This window comes from Paraburkholderia sp. MM5482-R2 (genome assembly GCF_050436125.1).
In the GTDB taxonomy this organism is placed as follows: domain Bacteria; phylum Pseudomonadota; class Gammaproteobacteria; order Burkholderiales; family Burkholderiaceae; genus Paraburkholderia; species Paraburkholderia tuberum.
In genome coordinates this window covers 2,138,468-2,158,839 of record NZ_JBNDLP010000003.1, presented here as the reverse complement: position 1 = coordinate 2,158,839, position 20,372 = coordinate 2,138,468, and the positions used below count along the sequence as shown (strand labels likewise).

Genomic DNA, 20,372 nt, shown 5'->3' with positions numbered 1-20,372 from the left:
GACGTTTCGCCATTGCCTACGACACTGCGTCACAGTGTGTTCGCTGTCGAAGCGGGCTATCCTGACAACAGGATGCAATTCGCACAGGAGATTTGAACGATGGCCTTTTACTTGTCATGGCTCGCTATGGGGTTAGCCGGCGCGACCGGCGTGGTCGCACTTCGCGCACTCGGCGCGACTCAGACGAAGCAGCGTGCCGCGCTGCGAGCGGTGCGTATCGCAAGCGCTGACCAACGGACGGACCGCCAGGCGCGGCGAGGGTAGGCCGCATGAACCTGACCGTGCGCAATATCGCCGAATCGTGCAGCGAGCAGGACGTGCGGGAATTTCTGAAGCGCGAACTCGGCCGTTACGCGAAACACGTCGAGGTGGTGGACGCCGGCAAGCCCGGCGCCTACGCGACGATCGAACTCGACGCGAGCGTGCCGTATGTCGGCGACGTGATCGCGCGGCAGATTCACGGCAAGCAACTGGGTGGCCAGCCGCTCGAAGCGAGCGCCGATCTGTTCAGCGACGAACCGCCGCCCGAGCAGTAAGCGCCGCGGATGGTGCAGTAAGCTCTATTGTTTTCGAAGGCGGTGGACAGGCGCGACGACGCGCGCATGTCCACCGCCTTTATTCGTTTGAGAGCGCCGTTCGCGGCCGCATCATTGCCCATCCGGCGACGCCGGCCAATCGAACGGCGTATACGGCAGCGCCCGCTTGTGACGCGTCGCGTTGTAAAACTCCAGGACCACGTCACGCACGGTATCGCTGACCGGATTGCCTTCGAGAAAATCGTCGATCGCGTCGTATGGGATGCCATATGCGTCTTCGTCGGGACGAAGCGGCCGCAGCATCTCGAGGTCGGCGGTCGGCACCTTATGCGCCAACGCGTCGGGCGCGCCGAGCGTATTCGCGACCGCACGCACGCGGCGCTTGCTGAGCCCGGCGAGCGGCAGCACGTCGGCGCCGCCGTCGCCGAACTTCGTGAAAAAGCCCATCACCGATTCGGCCGCGTGGTCCGTTCCGATCACGACGCCCGAGCGCGCGCCAGCCACCGCGTATTGCGCGATCATCCGCTGGCGCGCCTTGATATTGCCGTGCACGAAATCCCGCTGGGATTCGTCCTTGAACGACACGCCGCTTTTATCGAGCGACTCGAGCATCGCATCGGCTGCGGGTTTGATATCGATAGTCAGATTTTCGTCGGCGCGAATGAAGCGCAATGCCTCGAGCGCATCCGCTTCATCGCGTTGTTTGCCGTAAGGCAGACGGACGGCGACGAAACTCGCGTCGTAATGGTTCGCCCGCAAACGCTCGACCGCGAGTTGCGCGAGACGCCCGGCCGTAGTCGAATCGACGCCGCCGCTAATGCCGAGCACATAAGTTCTCAGGTGGCTGTCGCGCAGATAGTTCGCCAGAAAATCGACCCGGCGCTCGATTTCGCGGCTTGCGTCGAATTCGGCGGCGACGTGCATTTCGGTCGCGATGCGGGCCTGGCGCGCGGCTGGATCGGATTGAGCCATGATCGTTGTTGTCCTCGCGAGAGAAAAAGCGATTGAAGTGGCTTGAAACAGATTGCAAGCAGGTTGAAAAACGGCGTGAGTATCGGCACGTGCCGCCGTCTTCTGTCTACCTTTCGTCGAACGAAATCGTATATTGCCTTTTGGGGTTTGATTTTCCGATGACCGATTTAATTGCGTATTAATTGCGTTTTCGCTGGCATGTCGATTGTCGAAAAATAGCCGATCATTTTTGAAGAGTTCGCAGGTTAGAAGGTATTTTCATCGACACGCCTCGCTTCGCTGAGTAACATCGGTCGTGCCGAACGCCGCAGGGACCCGGCGTGCGATCAATAATAATCATGTTTGCTCCAAGACGCGATGAGATACCCAGATCGGCCTGGCCAGCCTGGATTGAACCGCCTGAGGATTTGCGCGTGGGTTTGCGCAGCCGTCGTCTCGAGTGCCGGTGCGATGGCGGCGCCGGTTCATGCGGCGGCGCCCGGTAGCGCTCAGTCACCTGCATCCACGACATCAGCGGCGCATACGGTGAATCTGGCCAATCCGGGCAACGCATGGAATGGCGCGAGCCGGCCGTTGCCCACGATCGACGCCGCCACCATCGCCGCGCCCGACGCGGCTGGCGTCGTCGATCCGCGCCGCGCGTTCCTGCTGCGCGACGTATTCGCGCGGGACGTGACGCGCCGGCTCAGACTGCCCGTCGCGGCGCAGCGAGCGTACGCCGACCGTCTGGAGACGGCGCTCAATGAGAACGAGCTTGGCAATCTGTCGGGCGAGTACGTGGTGCTCGTCGATCGCAATGCGAACGTGCAGGCGCTCCTGATTTACTTCCGCCCGGCGCCCGCCGACAACTGGCAGATGATCGGCGCATCCCCCGTATCCACGGGACGGCCCGGCGAGTACGACCACTTCATCACGCCGCTCGGCGTGTTCGAACATACGCCCGACAACATGGATTTTCGCTCCGAGGGCACGCAGAACGAAAACCATATTCGCGGCTACGGACGGCGCGATATGCGCATCTTCGACCTCGGCTGGGCGCTGGGTGAACGCGGCTGGGGCAAGGGCGGCATGTCGCAGATGCGCTTCCAGATGCACGCGACCGACCCCGAGCGGCTCGAACCGCTGCTCGGCATTCGTCATTCGAAGGGCTGCGTGCGGATTCCCGCATCGCTGAACACGTTTCTCGATCACTACGGGATTCTCGACGCAGCATATGCGCAGCTCGTCGATTCCGGCCAATCGCTGTGGGTGCTGAAAAGCGACCGGCAGATCATGCCGTGGGCGGGGCGTTTTATCGTCGTGGTCGATTCGCAGCGCAAGAGTCGGCCGGCGTGGTCGCCAGCACCGGGCGCGGTTGCGCGAGCGAAAATGCCCGCGCGCGCGGATACGGCCGACTGACGGGCGCTTGGTGGCGATGCTGGCGCGCGGCGCCCCTCACGACCTCGCCAACAACACGCCAGCCAGCGCGACCGCAAATCCGGCGATCTGCACTGGCAGCAGCGTTTCGCCGAACCCCAGATACCCTTCGAGCGCGGCAAGCGGCGGCGCAAGAAACAGCAGAGCAGTCGCGCGCGCCGCATCGCCGCGCCGGACCATCCAGACGAGCAACGTGACGCTGATGCCGGACAGCATCACGATGCCCCACGCGAGCGATGCCCACAGCGTCGGCGACGCGATCCAGCGATGCTCACCGAGCGCCAGCGCCAGCACCCCCGCGACGATCGCCGCGCCGACGTTCTGCACGGCGCTCGCGCTGCGAATATCGGCCTTCGCGAGCGAGGTCTTCTGGAACAGCGTGCCCGCCGTGATCGCCCCCACCGCGACGATCGATATCAGCACGACCAGCCACGCGGGTGCGTTGCCGCACGTGGGCGGCGTCGCGGCAGCGAGCTTCGGCGCGAGCACCAGCACGACGCCGGCGAGGCCGAGCGCCATGCCGCTCCAGCCGCGCCGCGACAAGCGCTCGCCGAACAGCGGCGCGGCGACGGCGGCCGTCGCGAGCGGCTGCAGCGCGCCGAGCAGCGCCATCACGCCGGCGCTCAGACCTTGCGCGACGGCCCAGTAGCCGGCGCCGAGATAGACGCCTTGCAGCAGCGCGCCCGCGGCCAGGTGCTTGCCGAAGTCGCGTCCGGTCGGCCAGGCTGCGCGCGCGACCAGCGTGGCCAGCGCGAAGACCAGCGCGGTGCCGCCGAAGCGGGCAAGCAGAAACAGATTGGGATCGGCATAAGGCGTGATCGCGCGGGCGACCACGAAACCGGTCGACCACAGCACGACGAAGACGGCGGCAAGAAAGGAAGCGAGCATCGAGGCGGGAGGCGTGAAAAAGCCGCCATGTTGGCGGCACGGGCGGCGCGCGTCTTGTTCAAAGCTGCAACGCGCGCGGGACCGTCACCACGCGAGCAGCGTCATCCCCGCTCCGAGCACGCCGCCACAGACGACGCATGCCCACAGCAGCCAGCGCGTGCGCCGGTATTCGCGCGCGAGATCCGCGAGCAGTTGCGCGTTCTGCTGCGGGGTGCCGGTGCGATCGTGCTGCTGCAGATAGCGCACCGCCAGTTGCGGCACGCGCGGCAGCATATGCGCGAGATGCGGCAGCTCGTGTGACAGTCGCTTGAGCCAGCCGCGATGATCGAGATCGCGTCGCGCGATATCGGCGAGCACGCCGCGCGCGATGTTCCATGTATCGATGCCCGGATGCAGCGCCCGCGCGAGCATCTCCGCCTGCTGGAACGAGCGCTGCGCGGTCGCGAGCGCGCCCGGCACGTGGCCGTCGAACGGTTGCACGCCGTGCAGTAGATGGTGAAACAGCGAACCCGCCGAGCGATCCTCGGGCGCCGCCGCGAAGTGCGCTTCGGCGCGCGTGCGCACCTCGGCTTCGAGCAGCTCGGCGCGCGTGTCGTCCGGCACGTGGCCGGCCTCGCGATGCATGTCGGCGAGCCGCCCGTAGTCCTGGTCGAACAACGCGGTCGCGCCGTGCACGAAAAATTCGCGCTCGTCGCTCGACAGCGTCGCCATGATCGAGAACTCCGCGAGCACGAGGCGCCCCAGCGTGTCCGGCTCGATGCTGACGCGCACGCGGCGCGCATCGAGCGTCGCGTGGAAGAAGCCATGCTCGAATGCCTGCTCGGTGACGACCTCGACGATATGCGCGGCGAGCGGCGCCAGCTTGATGCCGTGCGCGTGCAGACCGGGCAGGTCGCTCGCGGACAGCGTGTTGACGCGCTGCATCGTCAGCGTGTGGTCGGTGCACAGCTCCCAGATCACGTCCGGCACGACGATGCGCTTGTCGCCGTCGAAATGGTGGCCGGTCTGGCTCAGATTCGCGGCTTCGGCGCGCAGGTCGAAGCGGCGCAGGATGTCGTCGGTGAAGGTTTGCGCGAGCGCGCGCAACTGCAGCCGGCGCGCGACGCGCGACAGCTTTTCGAGCCAGCGCGCGACCCAGCGCAACAAAGCGAGTTCATCGCCGATCTGTTGCAACTGCTGCGCGCGCACGAGCTTGACGGCGACTTCGTGATGACCTTTGAGCGGCATCGCGAGCCGCGCGAAATGGGTCTGCTCGGCGAAGCCGCTGCGTACCGGCACGAGGTCGACCGCGCTGAACAGCTCGCCGAGCGGCCGGCCGAACGCGCGAGTCAAAGCCAGCGCGGAGTCGTCCGGCGACAGCGGCACTTCCATGTGATCGATGGCGTCCAGCGCGTCATGCAGCGTGCCGCTCGCGAGCTCGGGGCGCCTGGCGAGCGTCTGCGCGAAGCGGCTCGCGAGCGGACCGAGCGCCGGCAGTAGACCATGCAACTGCGCGCCGCTGCGCTCCGACGCATGCACGCGGCCGATCAGTTCGATCATCCAGTGCAGCTTGTGGTCGGGCGGGGCGGCGAGCCAGATCAGGCGCGCGCCGTAACGCAGCGCATGGAACAGCAGCAGTAGACGGCGAAACAGTGGCGGCATCGGCGGTTCGGTTGACGGGCGAGGCGTTGTGCGCGGGACTCGGCCGGGCGGCGGCGTTGCGTTCGCCGCATGGCCGGCGAGTCCAGCCGTCAAGGTTAGCAGGTCGGCGCGATGGCTGGCGTGTTCGCGCGCAAGGGCGGCTCGATGCAAGCCGAGCGCGCCATGAACGCGCCCCCACGCCACCCTGAGCGCCACCTGCACGCCAGCACCGACGACGCGCAATACGCGTAATACAATACGGCGGCCTTCCTCAACCACGGCGAAACCCAAGCGTGCCGGCTTCCGGCCTTCTCAGATGCTCGCAGAACAACGTCATCAATACATCCTCGCGCAAGTCGCAAAGAACGGCGCGCTGTCGGTCGCCGAACTGGTGCGCGAACTGAACGTATCGCGCGAAACGATCCGTCGCGACCTCAACGCGCTGGCCGGCCGCGGCCTGCTCGTGACGACACACGGCGGCGCGTTGTCGAGCGATCGGCGCGAGCCCGATCTCGATACGCGCGAAGCCGAGAACGCCGGTGCGAAGCGTGCGATCGGCGAGCGCGCGGCCGAGTTCGTGCCGGACGGCGCATCGCTGATCATCGATTCGGGCAGTACTACGCAGTCGGTCGCGCGGGCGCTGCTCGACCGGCATCGGCTGACGGTCTACACCAACGACTGGCGCATCGCTTTGCTGCTCGGCCGACGCAACGACAATCGCGTGACGCTGCTCGGCGGCGAGCTGTCCGATATCGAAGACGCGACCTTCGGCCTCGACACGGTTCAGCAGCTCACGCAGTACCACGCCGATTTCGCGTTCATTGGCGCGGGCGGAATCTCGCCGGACGGCTATCTCACCGACTACAGCCGCATGGCGGCCGAGGTACGCAGCCGCATGATCGCCGCGGCCGACATGGTGGTCGTCGTCGCCGATCATTCGAAATTCGGACGCGTGACGCCGGTGCGCATCAACGGGATCGAGTCGGCGCGGTATCTGGTCACCGAACTGGCGCCCGAGCGCGCGCTTGGCATGGCGATCACCGCGCATGGTCCGGAGATTCTGATCGCCTGAGACGGGCTGGCGGGGCGGTTCCCGCCGCGTTCGTACGCCGCTCGCGCTGAGCGACATTCCGCGCCCGCCAAAATCTAAATACAAAAAAGCCACCCGCCGCCTCCGCATTTTCCCGACGCACCGTGCATACATCGTCATTTTCGCCATGTACGATCCACACGGGATCGGCGCGCGGGGTCCGCTTTGGGGTGGCGCGACGAATTCCGTCGGTTGGCGCGAGTTGGCAATTTGTGTCTTTTTTTGGAATTCGGCGCAATCGTCATGGCCTTGTCATCGAAACCTGTGATTCTTGCCGTGCCCGCTCAGGCGCGGCAGGCAGCGCGGGTATGGTAGGGGGCTGTCAGTCAGGCTGGGCGAGAAGCGGCAAAGTTGTCGGCAATCTGCAATCCACGACAGACCGGCGCGGCAACCGCAGCGGGCAACACGCAAGCGGCGCGTGCCGCCGTTCAATCACTACAGGTATGGGTTATCCCGACCGTCTGGTTTTTAGCTTCGGAGAGAGCGACATGAAAAAGACGAATTCCCTTCACGCCGCGGCCGGCCTCGCGCGCAAACTGTTGCCGGCGCTGGTCGCCGCGGCCGCGTTCGGCGGTGCCGCGATGCAGGCTCATGCGGCCGACGCCGTCGTGCTGTACACGGCCGACGGCCTCGAAAATCTGTACAAGGATGTGCTGCCGGCCTTCGAAAAGAAGGAGGGCGTGAAGGTCAATATCGTCACGGCGGGTAGCGGCGAAGTCGTGAACCGCGCGACGATCGAGAAGGATCAGCCGAAGGCCGACGTGCTCGTCACGCTGCCGCCGTTCATTCAGCAGGCCGACCAGAGCGGCCTGCTGCAGGCGTACCAGAGCGCCAACTACAAGAACGTGCCGGCCATCGCGAAGGCGCCGAACGGCGCGTGGGCGACCTTCGTGAACAACTACTTCACCTTCGCGATCAACCCCGAAGTCACGAAAACCGAGCCGAAGACGTTCGCGGACCTGCTGCACCCGGACTTCACCGGCAAGGTCGCGTATTCGAATCCGGCGACCGCCGGCGACGGCATGGCGGTGATCATCCTGACCTCGTCGCTGATGGGCGAAGACCAGGCGTTCGACTATCTGAAGAAGCTCGAACAGAGCGCCAAGTTCCACACCAAGGGCACGGGCTATCTCGACGTGCTGCTGTCGCGCAACGAGATCGCGGTCGCCAACGGCGATCTGCAGATGGATCTCGACGACGCGGCCAACGGCGGCCTGTCGCTGAAGCCGGTGTTCCTCGCCGCCACGCCCGGCGGTCAGCCGACCACGTTCCAGCTGCCGTACGCGATCGCGCTGATCAAGAACGGTCCGAACCAGGCCGAGGGCAAGAAGCTGATCGACTATCTGATGTCGACGCAAGTGCAGTCGAAGGTGCCGGACATCTTCGGCATTCCGGGTCGCAGCGACGTGCCGCTCGCCGGCAAGAACGGCGAAGCGGTCAAGCAGGCGATCAGCGGCGTCAAGCTGATTCCGGTCGACTGGAACCACGTGATGGCGAAGAAGGCCGACTGGACCGCGCGCTGGAAGAGCGACGTGATCGGTTCGTCGGGCAAAGAGATCGAAGTGGTCAAGCCGAAGTAAGTCGATTCAGGCGGCGCTTCGCACGTAATGCGCGGCGCCGCATCAGCATTAATCCTGTTGGAGGACGACTCCGGTGAATACGGCCAGTCTCGCTCACCCCACTGCGCCTGGCGCTCCGCTGGATGCGCTCGACGCCGCGCGTTCGGACGCGCCGGGCGGCGTGCAGATCGATCACCTGACGGTGCGCTTCGGCGCGCGCACGGTGCTCGACGATCTGTCGTTGACCATCCGGCGCGGCGAGTTGCTCACCGTGCTCGGGCGCAGCGGCTGCGGCAAGACGACCTTGCTGCGCTTCATCGCGGGCTTCATCGAGGCCGACGGTCTGGCCGGCACGCTGACGGTGGCCGGCCGCGATCTGACGCACATGCCGCCGCACAAGCGCAACCTCGGACTGCTGTTCCAGAGCTACGCGCTGTTTCCGCATCTGACGGTATTCGAGAACGTCGCGTTCGGGTTGCGCGCGCGGCGTATTCCGGCGCGCGACGTCGCGCGCCGCGTCGCCGAGGTGCTGAAGCTCGTGCAGCTCGGCGATGCCGGTCACGTGATGCCCGCGCAACTGTCGGGCGGCATGCAGCAGCGCGTGGCGCTCGCCCGCGCGCTCGTGATCGAGCCCGACGTGCTGCTGCTCGACGAACCGCTGTCGGCGCTCGATGCCAATCTGCGCGCGTCGGTGCGCTCCGAACTGAAGGCGCTGCATGAACGCCTGCCGAATCTGACGATCGTCTGCGTGACGCACGATCAGGACGACGCGCTCGTGCTGTCCGACCGCACGCTGCTGATGCGCGATGGCCATATCGCGCAGCTCGGCACGCCGCAGCAGCTGTACGACTCGCCGGCCGACGGCTTCGTCGCGCGCTACCTCGGCGCGGCCAATCTGCTGCCGCCGCAGGTCGCGTTCGGCATGGACGACGCGCGCTACAACGAGCGCGAACGTGTCGCGTGTCTGCGTCCGGAGGCGCTGCGCATCGTGCCGCTCGGAGAGGGGCAGTTGCACGGCGCGATCGCGTCGGTCGAGTGGTACGGCGCGGCCTTGTCGGTATCGGTCGTGCTCGATGCGCTGCCGAACGACCCCGTGCTCGTCACGCTGCAGCGTGGTCTCGGCATGACGCCGGAGAAGGGCGCGCGTGTTTCCCTGCGTTACGAGGCTGGCGATGTCGTCCTTATCAAGCCCTGATACGTCCAACCCACTCGACCTTGCCGCGCAAGCCGAGGTCGAAGCCGCCGCCGCGCGCCGTCTCGCGAGCGCGGCGGCGCACGCGGCCGCCGTCAAGCGGCGCGAGCGCCTCGCGCAATGGCATCTGCTGTTCATTGCAGTCGTGGTGCTCGGACCGCTCGTCATCTATCCGCTGGTGCGGCTCGTGATGCTGAGTCTGACCGGCGCGCATGGCCTGTCTGGCCACGCGTACGTAACGTTCTTCGGTAACCCCGAAACGCGCGGCGTGATCGGCACCACGCTCGGCATCCTGTTCGCGAGCGCGAGCCTGGCGTCGCTGCTCGGCGTGGCGCTCGCGTCGCTGCTGTTCTTCAAGCCGTTTCCGGGCGCGCGCATGGTCACGCGCTTTCTCGAACTGTTCGTCGCGTTCCCGTCGTTTCTGGTTGCGTTCACGCTGATCTTTCTGTACGGCTCGCAAGGCTCGGTCAGCATCGGGCTGCAGCGGCTGTTCAATCTGCAGGCGCCGCCGCTCGATTTTCTGTTCGGCATCGGCGGCGTGATTCTCGCGGAAGTCGTGTTCTATACGCCGTTCGTCGTGCGTCCGACGTTGGCATCGTTCGCGCTGCTCGACCAGCGACTGATCGAAGCCGCGCGCAGCCTCGGCGCGAACGGCCTGATGGTCGCGTTCAAGGTGATCCTGCCGCTCGCGTGGCCGGGCATCGCGGCCGGCACGATCCTGTGTTTTCTGCTGACGCTCAACGAGTTCGGCATTCTGCTGGTGCTCGGCAGCGCCCATCTGATCACGCTGCCGGTCGCGATCTACAGCGCCGCCACCGTCGATCTCGATCTGCCGACCGCCGCCGCCGGCGCGGTCGTGATGCTGCTGATGTCGTTGTCGTTGTACGCGTTGTACCGGCGTGTCAATCGTCGCAAGGTGAAAGGAGCCGGTCATGGCCGTTGAACTCGATCCGACCGTGCTGCCGGTCATGCACAAGAAGGGCCGGCCGGTGCGGCACAGCCTCGCGGTGCGACTGCTCGGCGGTCTGTTTCTCGGCTTTGCCGCGCTGCTGTGCTTCTGGCTGTTCGTGCTGCCGGTGTTGGTCGTCGCGCTATCGAGCGTCGCGTCGCACTGGTCCGGCACGATCCTGCCCGACGGCTTCAGCATGCGCTGGTTCGAGCGCCTCGGTTCGAGCGACTTCGACGCGCTGACCACCAGCCTCGAAGTCGGCATGGGCGTCGCGGTGCTCGGCACGATCCTCGGTTTGTGGCTCGCGCTCGCGCTCGAAGGACGCGACCGGCGCGGCCTCGGCGCCGTCATCGACACGATCGCGATGATGCCCAACGGCGTGCCGAGCGTCGTGCTCGGCCTCGCGGTGCTGATCGCGTATCACAAACGGCCGCTCGATCTGTCGAGCTCGGCGGCGATCGTGGTGTTCGTGCAGCTCGCGCTGGTACTGCCGTTCTGCTACCGCTGCGCGGCCGCCGCGCTGCGCCCGGAGGTGACCGTGTTGCGCGAAGCGGCCGCGAGCCTCGGAGCGCCGCCGTCGATGGTGCTGCGCCGCGTCGTGTTGCCGCAACTGGTGCCGGCGATACGCGCGAGTCTCGCGCTCGGCTTTGCGCTGTCGCTCGGCGAACTCGGCGCGACGCTGACCGTATATCCGCCAGGCTTCGCGACGGTGCCGATCGTCGTCGTCGGGCAGGTGGAACGCGGCTATTACCTGCCGGCTTCCGCGCTGTCGCTGATTCTGCTGCTGGTCTCGCTGGTCGCTCTGCTGCTGATCGCGGCGCGCGCTCCGCGGCGCCGGATCGACTGAGCCGACTGAGCCCCGACTGAACCGAGTGATCGGCGAGCGATTTCGTTGATCTGAAGCACGCGCGCGAACCGGTGAGCATCGATGTAGATGTGGCAAAAGTTGTCAAAATGACAGAATATATGCACTCTGCTTCCGTCGATCCGATCGAGGTCCTGCGCCGCCATTCGCTGACGACGCTGGTGCGCGACGAGATCGAGCGGCATATCGTCGGCGGCATGCTGGTGCCGGGCGACAAGCTCAACGAAGCCGACTGGGCGGCGCGATTGCAGGTGTCGCGCGGGCCGGTGCGGGAGGCGTTTCGCGCACTAGAGCAGGCGGGTCTGGTGCGCACCGAGAAGAATCGCGGCGTGTTCGTGCGGACGGTGTCGCTCGCGGAGGCGGACGAGATTTACGCGGTGCGCGCGGTGCTCGAAGAGGGGGCGTGCCGGATGCTCGCGTCGAGCATCGATGCGGGCAAGCTCGCGGTGCTGCGCGACTGGGTCGACGCGATGCGCGCGGCGCTCGCGTCGCACGATCACGATGCGTATGCGCGCGCGAACGTCGCGTTTCACGATGCGCTGGTCGCGGCGGCGGGCAACACGAAGTTGTACGACACGTATCGCAGGCTCGTCAGCGAGCTGAGCCTGTTTCGGCGTGCGGCGCTAGTCGTGCAGGCCGACGCGATGGCGCGCTCGCTCGCCGAGCATCGCGCGATTCTGACAGCGCTCGCGTCGCGCGATGCGGAGCAGGCCGCGCAGTTGATGCGCGCGCATGTGCAGGGCGGGTTGCAGCGCGCGCATGCGGCCTGCGAGGCGGCGGGCGATGCGGCGCACGAGCAGCGCCTGCCGGCAGGCGCGGGTGCGGCCGGCTCGCGCGGGCGATGACGGCGCGGCGATGAAGCCGAGGCAAGCGTACCGGCAAACGCCGCGGCAGCTTCGCCCCACGAACAGACAACCCGGCGATTAAGACGTTGCAATGACAACCCCGGCAATGGAAAACCACGCGATGACACACCCCGAGCAACGCACGATCGAGGTCAACGGCCGGAGCTACCGGCTGCCTTCGCAACCGACGGTCGTTGTCTGTGTCGACGGCTGTGAGTTTGCGTACCTGGAAGCGGCGGTCGCGGCCGGCGTCGCGCCGTTCATCGGTTCGATGCTCGAGGGCGGCGCGGCGTTTCGCGGCGACTGCGTGATCCCGTCGTTCACGAACCCGAACAACCTGTCGATCGTGACCGGCGTATTGCCGTCCGTGCACGGCATCAGCGGCAACTACTTCTGGGACACCCACGCGAACGACGGCGCGGGCTCGGCGGTGATGATGAACGATCCCGCCTACCTGCGCGCGCCCACGCTGCTCGCGGCCGCCGCCGACGCGGGCGCCGCGGTCGCCGTCGTCACTGCGAAGGACAAACTGCGCGGGCTACTCGGCGCGCAGTTGAAGGGCATCTGCTTTTCGGCGGAGAAAGCCGACGAGGTGACGCGCGAGGAAAACGGCATCGACGACGTGCTCGATCTGGTTGGCCTGCCATTGCCCGACGTGTATAGCGCGGGGTTGTCGGAATTCGTGTTCGCGGCCGGCGTGCGGCTCGCGCAGACGCGCAAGCTCGACCTCATGTATCTGTCGACGACCGACTATATCCAGCACAAATGGGCGCCCGGCACCGAAGGCGCGAACGCGTTCTACGCGATGATGGACGGCTATCTCGCGAAGCTCGACGCGCTCGGCTGGGTGATCGGCCTCACCGCCGATCACGGCATGAACGCGAAGCACGATCCGCAAACCGGCGAGCCGAACGTGATCTATCTGCAGGACTTGCTCGACGACTGGCTCGACGCGTCGACGGCGCGCGTGATTCTGCCGATCACCGATCCGTACGTCGTGCATCATGGCGCGCTGGGTTCGTTCGCGACGGTCTATTTGCCGCGCGAGGTCGATGCTGCGTCCGTGATTGCGCGGATCGGCCGCCTGCCGGGAATCGAAGTCGTGCTCGATCGACGCGCCGCGTGTGCGCGCTTCGGGCTGCCTGAGGATCGCATCGGCGATCTGGTCGTGATCGGCACGAAGCATGTGGTGCTCGGCACGCGGCGCGACGAGCACGACCTGTCCGGGCTCACCGTGCCGTTGCGCTCGCACGGCGGGATTTCCGAGCAGGAAGTGCCACTGCTGTTCAACCGGCGCGTTCAGCCGTCAGCCACCGGCAGCGAAGGCAAACGGCTGCGCAATTTCGATATCTTCGACGTCGCGCTCAATCGCGTGTCGACATCATGAACACGGCGCCGCGGGACCATCCTGAGTTCCGCGCCGAAGCGCTGCGGCTGAGCGGCGAGCGCGCGACGCGCGCCCGGACGCTCGACGTGTTCGATCCTTATACCGGCATGCGCGTCGGCACGGTGCCCTTCGCCAGCATCGACGATGTGCGCGCCGCGTTCGACTACGCGCTCGCGTATCGGCCGACGCTGTCGCGCTACGAGCGTTCGCAGATTCTCGAGCGCGCGGCGGTGCTGCTGCGTGAGCGGATCGAACCGGCGTCGGATCTGATTTCGCTCGAGTCGGGTCTGTCGAAGCAGGACTCGCGCTACGAGATCGGCCGCGTCGCCGACGTGTTCCGCTTTGCCTCGTTCGAGGCGTTGCGCGACGACGGTCAGAGTTTCTCGTGCGATCTGACGCCGCATGGCAAAAGGCGCCGCGTGTTCTCGCAGCGCGAGCCGCTCGCGGGCGTGATCGTCGCGATCACGCCGTTCAATCATCCGATGAACCAGGTCGCGCTAATGAGGCGGTGGCCGCGGGCGCGCGCCTGCGCCTCGGCAACGAGCGCCGCGGCGCGTTGTATGCGCCGACCGTGCTCGACAACGTCGATCCGTCGATGACGCTCGTGCGCGAGGAAACCTTCGGGCCGGTGTCGCCGGTCGTCGCGTTCGACACGCGCGACGATGCGATTCGCATCAGCAACGGAACACCGTTCGGGCTGTCGTCGGGCGTGTGTACGAACCGGCAGGACGCGATCACGCGTTTCATTAATGAGCTGCGCGTGGGCACCGTCAACGTGTGGGAAGTGCCAGCCTATCGGATCGAGCTGACGCCGTTTGGCGGCATCAAGGATTCGGGGCTAGGCTACAAGGAAGGCGTTCAGGAAGCGATGAAGAGCTTTACCAATCTGAAGACGTTTTCATTACCTTGGGAGTAACAGGTGGCATTGAGTCTCGACGATATCCGTGTGCTCTTCGAGCGACACGGCAGCCTCGCGTATAGCGGCGAGCCGGTGACGCAGCTCGAGCACGCGTTGCAGAGCGGCGCGCTCGCCGAGGCGGAAGGCGCGAGCGACGAACTCGTCGCCGCGGCGTTCTTGCACGACCTCGGCCATCTGCTGAACCTGCAAGGGGAGACGCCGACGGAACGGGGTGTCGACGATCTGCATCAGTATTTCGCCTTGCCGTTTTTGCGGCCGGTGTTGTCGGATGCGGTGGTGGAGCCGATTCGTCTGCACGTCGACGCGAAGCGCTGCCTGTGCGCGATCGACGCTACCTATTTTGGCCAGCTGTCCGCCGACTCGGTGCGCAGCTTGCAATTGCAGGGCGGGGTCTTCAGCAGGGAAGAGGCGCAGGCGTTTATTCAGAAACCGTACGCCGAAGACGCGATGCGTTTGCGCCGATGGGACGATCGCGCGAAAGAGAAGGATCGCGCGACGCCGGGGATTGACCATTATCTGGTCGTGGTCGAACGGGCGATGCGCGCGCATGCGACTGCGTGAGTCGAGGTGTTTTGGGTCGCGGTAGGTTGCGCGCCGAGCGGTCAAAATATCGCTTGCAAGTCCCGATGTCGGCGACTAGAATTCCGCACTTTCGCGCTCCGGACGCCGGGGTGCGGAGAAGCGGGAAGCCTTTGATGGCGTGGGCTTCGGCGGCGTGGGCAGGTTAGGCGAGTGATAAAAACCTGTTGACGATCCGACGGAAGTTCTCCATAATCTCGCTTCTCTGCTGCAGACGCAGCGACGCAAACGAGGCAGTGCCGGGTAGTGGTGGTTCAGGCGCGGCGGGTTTGGCGGACCGATCTTTAAAAACTAACAGTCGATAAGTGTGGGCGCTTGATGCGGGATGCGGCGGCGGATTCTCCGGAGTCTGCTGTCAGGCAGAAGTATCAGAAGCCTCACACAGTATTGGAGGAAGGTTTGTCTGTCGAAAGACGGATCAATCATCGTCAGTACGTTGAGTGAGCGACCGGGTTCGAGAGAGCCCGAACACAGTAACAGGTTTGAACTGAAGAGTTTGATCCTGGCTCAGATTGAACGCTGGCGGCATGCCTTACACATGCAAGTCGAACGGCAGCACGGACTCCGGTCTGGTGGCGAGTGGCGAACGGGTGAGTAATACATCGGAACGTGTCCTGGAGTGGGGGATAGCCCGGCGAAAGCCGGATTAATACCGCATACGCTCGGGAGAGGAAAGCGGGGGATCTTTCGGGACCTCGCGCTCAAGGGGCGGCCGATGGCAGATTAGGTAGTTGGTGGGGTAAAGGCCTACCAAGCCGACGATCTGTAGCTGGTCTGAGAGGACGACCAGCCACACTGGGACTGAGACACGGCCCAGACTCCTACGGGAGGCAGCAGTGGGGAATTTTGGACAATGGGCGCAAGCCTGATCCAGCAATGCCGCGTGTGTGAAGAAGGCCTTCGGGTTGTAAAGCACTTTTGTCCGGAAAGAAAACCTCGTGGCTAATATCCGTGAGGGATGACGGTACCGGAAGAATAAGCACCGGCTAACTACGTGCCAGCAGCCGCGGTAATACGTAGGGTGCGAGCGTTAATCGGAATTACTGGGCGTAAAGCGTGCGCAGGCGGTGCTGTAAGACCGATGTGAAATCCCCGGGCTTAACCTGGGAACTGCATTGGTGACTGCAGCGCTGGAGTATGGCAGAGGGGGGTGGAATTCCACGTGTAGCAGTGAAATGCGTAGAGATGTGGAGGAACACCGATGGCGAAGGCAGCCCCCTGGGCCAATACTGACGCTCATGCACGAAAGCGTGGGGAGCAAACAGGATTAGATACCCTGGTAGTCCACGCCCTAAACGATGTCAACTGGTTGTCGGGCCTTCATTGGCTTGGTAACGTAGCTAACGCGTGAAGTTGACCGCCTGGGGAGTACGGTCGCAAGATTAAAACTCAAAGGAATTGACGGGGACCCGCACAAGCGGTGGATGATGTGGATTAATTCGATGCAACGCGAAAAACCTTACCTACCCTTGACATGTATGGAATCCTGCCGAGAGGCGGGAGTGCCCGAAAGGGAGCCATAACACAGGTGCTGCATGGCTGTCGTCAGCTCGTGTCGTGAGATGTTGGGTTAAGTCCCGCAACGAGCGCAACCCTTGTCCCTAGTTGCTACGCAAGAGCACTCCAGGGAGACTGCCGGTGACAAACCGGAGGAAGGTGGGGATGACGTCAAGTCCTCATGGCCCTTATGGGTAGGGCTTCACACGTCATACAATGGTCGGAACAGAGGGTTGCCAAGCCGCGAGGTGGAGCCAATCCCAGAAAACCGATCGTAGTCCGGATCGCACTCTGCAACTCGGGTGCGTGAAGCTGGAATCGCTAGTAATCGCGGATCAGCATGCCGCGGTGAATACGTTCCCGGGTCTTGTACACACCGCCCGTCACACCATGGGAGTGGGTTTTACCAGAAGTGGCTAGTCTAACCGCAAGGAGGACGGTCACCACGGTAGGATTCATGACTGGGGTGAAGTCGTAACAAGGTAGCCGTATCGGAAGGTGCGGCTGGATCACCTCCTTTCCAGAGCTGTGCATTCCCTGCACTCAAGTGCTCACGCTTATCGGCTGTGGTTAGAAGCAACGCAGACAGGCTCAGGGTCTGTAGCTCAGCCGGTTAGAGCACCGTCTTGATAAGGCGGGGGTCGATGGTTCGAATCCATCCAGACCCACCACGGTCTTGTCTGGTGAGCTGAAGGGCTGGGGCCGCTGGACTATCTGTGGGACTGGGGGATTAGCTCAGCTGGGAGAGCACCTGCTTTGCAAGCAGGGGGTCGTCGGTTCGATCCCGTCATCCTCCACCAATCCTCAATGCGCAGGGTTCTGCATGAAGGCAGAGCGTTGCGCATTGGCGATTGAGCCAGTCAGAGCGGTATGAGGCACAGGCTTCATACCGGCTGCCGTTCTTTAACAATCAGGAAGAAGTAGTAAAGAGATTCACGAAAGCATACCTGGAGATGGGTGTGTGAGTAGGTGAATCAGGGTTGTGATTGTATCGATGTATTTTAAAGGTGATCGAAAGATTGCTTTGGAATACGGCGCAACACGAATACTCAACCTGTAGCGAGTGCGTCTATCCCCTCCGGGGATGGGACCCACGTAAGCGCTAAAGCGCTAACGTGGGTCGACACAGAGACACACCCGTTATAGGGTCAAGCGAACAAGTGCATGTGGTGGATGCCTTGGCGATCACAGGCGATGAAGGACGCGGTAGCCTGCGAAAAGCTCCGGGGAGCTGGCAAACGAGCATTGATCCGGAGATGTCCGAATGGGGAAACCCACTCCTAATGGAGTATCCGTAGCTGAATCCATAGGCTGCGTGAGGCGAACGCGGTGAACTGAAACATCTAAGTAACCGCAGGAAAAGAAATCAACCGAGATTCCCAGAGTAGTGGCGAGCGAAATGGGATCAGCCGGTACACGTTATCTGTATTGTTAGTCGAACGCTCTGGAAAGTGCGGCCATAGCAGGTGATAGCCCTGTAGACGAAAACAGCATGGAAGAACTGGGTGTACGAGAAGTAGGGCGGGACACGTGAAATCCTGTCTGAAGATGGGGGGACCATCCTCCAAGGCTAAATACTCGTGATCGACCGATAGTGAACCAGTACCGTGAGGGAAAGGCGAAAAGAACCCCGGGAGGGGAGTGAAACAGATCCTGAAACCGCATGCATACAAACAGTCGGAGCCTCTGCGAAGGGGTGACGGCGTACCTTTTGTATAATGGGTCAGCGACTTACATTCAGTGGCGAGCTTAACCGATTAGGGCAGGCGTAGCGAAAGCGAGTCCGAACAGGGCGTCCAGTCGCTGGGTGTAGACCCGAAACCAGGTGATCTATCCATGGCCAGGTTGAAGGCACGGTAACACGTGCTGGAGGACCGAACCCACTAACGTTGAAAAGTTAGGGGATGAGCTGTGGATAGGGGTGAAAGGCTAAACAAACCTGGAAATAGCTGGTTCTCTCCGAAAACTATTTAGGTAGTGCCTCGTGTCTCACCTTCGGGGGTAGAGCACTGTCATGGTTGTGGGGTCCATTGCGGATTACTACGCCATAGCAAACTCCGAATACCGAAGAGTGCAATCACGGGAGACAGACATCGGGTGCTAACGTCCGGTGTCAAGAGGGAAACAACCCAGACCGCCAGCTAAGGTCCCCAAATATGGCTAAGTGGGAAACGAAGTGGGAAGGCTAAAACAGTCAGGAGGTTGGCTTAGAAGCAGCCACCCTTTAAAGAAAGCGTAATAGCTCACTGATCGAGTCGTCCTGCGCGGAAGATGTAACGGGGCTAAGCCATATACCGAAGCTGCGGATGCACAGTAATGTGCATGGTAGGAGAGCGTTCCGTAAGCCTGCGAAGGTGCACTGGAAAGTGTGCTGGAGGTATCGGAAGTGCGAATGCTGACATGAGTAGCGATAAAGGGGGTGAAAGGCCCCCTCGCCGTAAGCCCAAGGTTTCCTACGCAACGTTCATCGGCGTAGGGTGAGTCGGCCCCTAAGGCGAGGCAGAAATGCGTAGCTGATGGGAAGCAGATTAATATTTCTGCACCATTGTGAAATGCGATGGGGGGACGGATCGCGGAAGGTTGTCCGGGTGTTGGAAGTCCCGGTCCTTGCATTGGAGAAGGCGCTTTGGCAAATCCGGGCGCAGAATTCAAGGGTGCGAGGCGAGCCACTTCGGTGGCGAAGCAACTGGAAGGGGTTCCAGGAAAAGCCTCTAAGCTTCAGTTTCACAGTGACCGTACCGCAAACCGACACAGGTGGGCGAGATGAGTATTCTAAGGCGCTTGAGAGAACTCGGGAGAAGGAACTCGGCAAATTGGTACCGTAACTTCGGGATAAGGTACGCCCTCATAGCCTGACTGGCCTGCGCCAGAAGGGTGAAAGGGTTGCAATAAACTGGTGGCTGCGACTGTTTAATAAAAACACAGCACTCTGCAAACACGAAAGTGGACGTATAGGGTGTGACGCCTGCCCGGTGCCGGAAGATTAAATGATGGGGTGCAAGCTCCTGATTGAAGTCCCGGTAAACGGCGGCCGTAACTATAACGGTCCTAAGGTAGCGAAATTCCTTGTCGGGTAAGTTCCGACCTGCACGAATGGCGTAACGATGGCCACACTGTCTCCTCCCGAGACTCAGCGAAGTTGAAGTGTTTGTGATGATGCAATCTCCCCGCGGCTAGACGGAAAGACCCCATGAACCTTTACTGCAGCTTTGCATTGGACTTTGAACCGGTCTGTGTAGGATAGGTGGGAGGCTATGAAGTTGGGACGCCAGTCTCAATGGAGCCGTCCTTGAAATACCACCCTGATCTGTTTGAGGTTCTAACCTTGGCCCGTGATCCGGGTCGGGGACAGTGCATGGTAGGCAGTTTGACTGGGGCGGTCTCCTCCCAAAGTGTAACGGAGGAGTACGAAGGTACGCTAGGTACGGTCGGAAATCGTGCTGATAGTGCAATGGCATAAGCGTGCTTGACTGTGAGACTGACAAGTCGAACAGGTGCGAAAGCAGGTCATAGTGATCCGGTGGTTCTGTATGGAAGGGCCATCGCTCAACGGATAAAAGGTACTCTGGGGATAACAGGCTGATACCGCCCAAGAGTTCATATCGACGGCGGTGTTTGGCACCTCGATGTCGGCTCATCTCATCCTGGGGCTGTAGCCGGTCCCAAGGGTATGGCTGTTCGCCATTTAAAGAGGTACGTGAGCTGGGTTTAAAACGTCGTGAGACAGTTTGGTCCCTATCTGCCGTGGGCGCTGGATATTTGAAGGGGGCTGCTCCTAGTACGAGAGGACCGGAGTGGACGAACCTCTGGTGTACCGGTTGTCACGCCAGTGGCATCGCCGGGTAGCTATGTTCGGAAGAGATAACCGCTGAAAGCATCTAAGCGGGAAACTTGCCTTAAGATGAGATATCCCCGGGGCTTCGAGCCCCTTGAAGGGTCGTTCAAGACCAGGACGTTGATAGGTCAGGTGTGCACGTACAGTAATGTACTGAGCTAACTGATACTAATTGCCCGTAAGGCTTGATCCTATAACAGGTGTGTCTCGACCCGCGGTAGTG

Annotated in this window: 13 protein-coding genes, 2 tRNA genes, 2 rRNA genes and 1 pseudogene; 15 read left to right on the top strand and 3 right to left on the bottom strand. The window is 63.0% G+C overall.

Translation table 11 applies throughout. From position 1 onward, the window contains the following. Positions 1-269: 269 nt before the first annotated feature. Positions 270-536, top strand: coding sequence for an RNA-binding protein (locus OKW37_RS31970; RefSeq protein WP_184054915.1), 267 nt, complete (start codon positions 270-272; stop codon positions 534-536). Positions 537-647: 111 nt separating this feature from the next. Here OKW37_RS31970 and nadE read toward each other — a convergent pair whose 3' ends face one another. Continuing rightward, positions 648-1,508 carry an ammonia-dependent NAD(+) synthetase gene (nadE, locus tag OKW37_RS31965; protein WP_429403295.1) on the bottom strand — a complete coding sequence of 287 codons (861 nt, stop codon included), beginning with the start codon at positions 1,506-1,508 and terminating at the stop codon, positions 648-650. A gap of 450 nt (positions 1,509-1,958) precedes the next feature. On the opposite strand from nadE, the gene OKW37_RS31960 reads away from it, so the two are divergent. Further along, positions 1,959-2,906: a L,D-transpeptidase gene (locus tag OKW37_RS31960; protein ID WP_429403294.1), complete on the top strand. Its 948-nt coding sequence runs from the start codon at positions 1,959-1,961 to the stop codon at positions 2,904-2,906. Positions 2,907-2,942: 36 nt separating this feature from the next. On the opposite strand, the gene OKW37_RS31955 is transcribed toward OKW37_RS31960, so the two are convergent. Beyond that, complete coding sequence (locus OKW37_RS31955) at positions 2,943-3,812, bottom strand: DMT family transporter (RefSeq protein ID WP_429403293.1); 870 nt, start codon at positions 3,810-3,812, stop codon at positions 2,943-2,945. A gap of 84 nt (positions 3,813-3,896) precedes the next feature. Next, positions 3,897-5,453, bottom strand: coding sequence for an ABC1 kinase family protein (locus OKW37_RS31950; protein WP_429403292.1), 1,557 nt, complete (start codon positions 5,451-5,453; stop codon positions 3,897-3,899). A gap of 295 nt (positions 5,454-5,748) precedes the next feature. On the opposite strand from OKW37_RS31950, the gene OKW37_RS31945 reads away from it, so the two are divergent. The 13 genes and pseudogenes from OKW37_RS31945 to OKW37_RS31885 all read left to right on the top strand — a co-directional run bounded on the left by OKW37_RS31945 (position 5,749) and on the right by OKW37_RS31885 (position 20,342). Then, entirely contained in the window at positions 5,749-6,504 is a 756-nt protein-coding gene (locus OKW37_RS31945; protein ID WP_429403291.1) for a DeoR/GlpR family DNA-binding transcription regulator, read from the top strand. A 506-nt stretch (positions 6,505-7,010) separates the two neighbouring features. Beyond that, positions 7,011-8,102: a 2-aminoethylphosphonate ABC transporter substrate-binding protein gene (gene phnS / locus OKW37_RS31940; protein ID WP_429403290.1), complete on the top strand. Its 1,092-nt coding sequence runs from the start codon at positions 7,011-7,013 to the stop codon at positions 8,100-8,102. 73 nt (positions 8,103-8,175) lie between these two features. Beyond that, a complete protein-coding gene (phnT, locus tag OKW37_RS31935; RefSeq protein ID WP_090806214.1) occupies positions 8,176-9,276 on the top strand; it encodes a 2-aminoethylphosphonate ABC transport system ATP-binding subunit PhnT in 1,101 nt (366 codons plus the stop codon). Further along, on the top strand, positions 9,254-10,216 hold the full coding sequence (locus OKW37_RS31930; RefSeq protein ID WP_184068117.1) for a 2-aminoethylphosphonate ABC transporter permease subunit: 963 nt from the start codon (positions 9,254-9,256) through the stop codon (positions 10,214-10,216). Before phnT ends, OKW37_RS31930 begins: the two co-directional genes overlap by 23 nt. Beyond that, the gene (gene phnV / locus OKW37_RS31925) at positions 10,206-11,069 is read left to right on the top strand and encodes a 2-aminoethylphosphonate ABC transport system, membrane component PhnV (RefSeq protein ID WP_187613138.1); all 864 of its coding nucleotides are present in this window, start codon (positions 10,206-10,208) and stop codon (positions 11,067-11,069) included. The genes OKW37_RS31930 and phnV overlap by 11 nt, the downstream gene beginning before the upstream one ends. 107 nt (positions 11,070-11,176) lie before the next feature. After that, entirely contained in the window at positions 11,177-11,932 is a 756-nt protein-coding gene (locus OKW37_RS31920) for a phosphonate utilization associated transcriptional regulator (protein ID WP_429403289.1), read from the top strand. 121 nt (positions 11,933-12,053) lie between these two features. After that, positions 12,054-13,319, top strand: coding sequence for a phosphonoacetate hydrolase (gene phnA, locus OKW37_RS31915; RefSeq protein WP_429403288.1), 1,266 nt, complete (start codon positions 12,054-12,056; stop codon positions 13,317-13,319). Continuing rightward, a pseudogene (locus OKW37_RS31910) lies at positions 13,316-14,235 on the top strand (aldehyde dehydrogenase family protein). Before phnA ends, OKW37_RS31910 begins: the two are co-directional and overlap by 4 nt. Positions 14,236-14,238: 3 nt before the next feature. Further along, on the top strand, positions 14,239-14,799 hold the full coding sequence (locus OKW37_RS31905) for a phosphonate degradation HD-domain oxygenase (RefSeq protein ID WP_429403287.1): 561 nt from the start codon (positions 14,239-14,241) through the stop codon (positions 14,797-14,799). Between the two features lie 502 nt (positions 14,800-15,301). Further along, positions 15,302-16,834: ribosomal RNA gene (locus tag OKW37_RS31900) — 16S ribosomal RNA — on the top strand. A gap of 74 nt (positions 16,835-16,908) precedes the next feature. Continuing rightward, a tRNA-Ile gene (locus tag OKW37_RS31895) sits at positions 16,909-16,985 on the top strand. A gap of 53 nt (positions 16,986-17,038) precedes the next feature. Continuing rightward, a tRNA-Ala gene (locus OKW37_RS31890) sits at positions 17,039-17,114 on the top strand. 346 nt (positions 17,115-17,460) lie between these two features. After that, positions 17,461-20,342 (top strand): 23S ribosomal RNA (locus OKW37_RS31885). The 16S and 23S rRNA genes sit together here with 2 tRNA genes alongside, the layout of an rRNA operon. Positions 20,343-20,372: the final 30 nt, after the last annotated feature.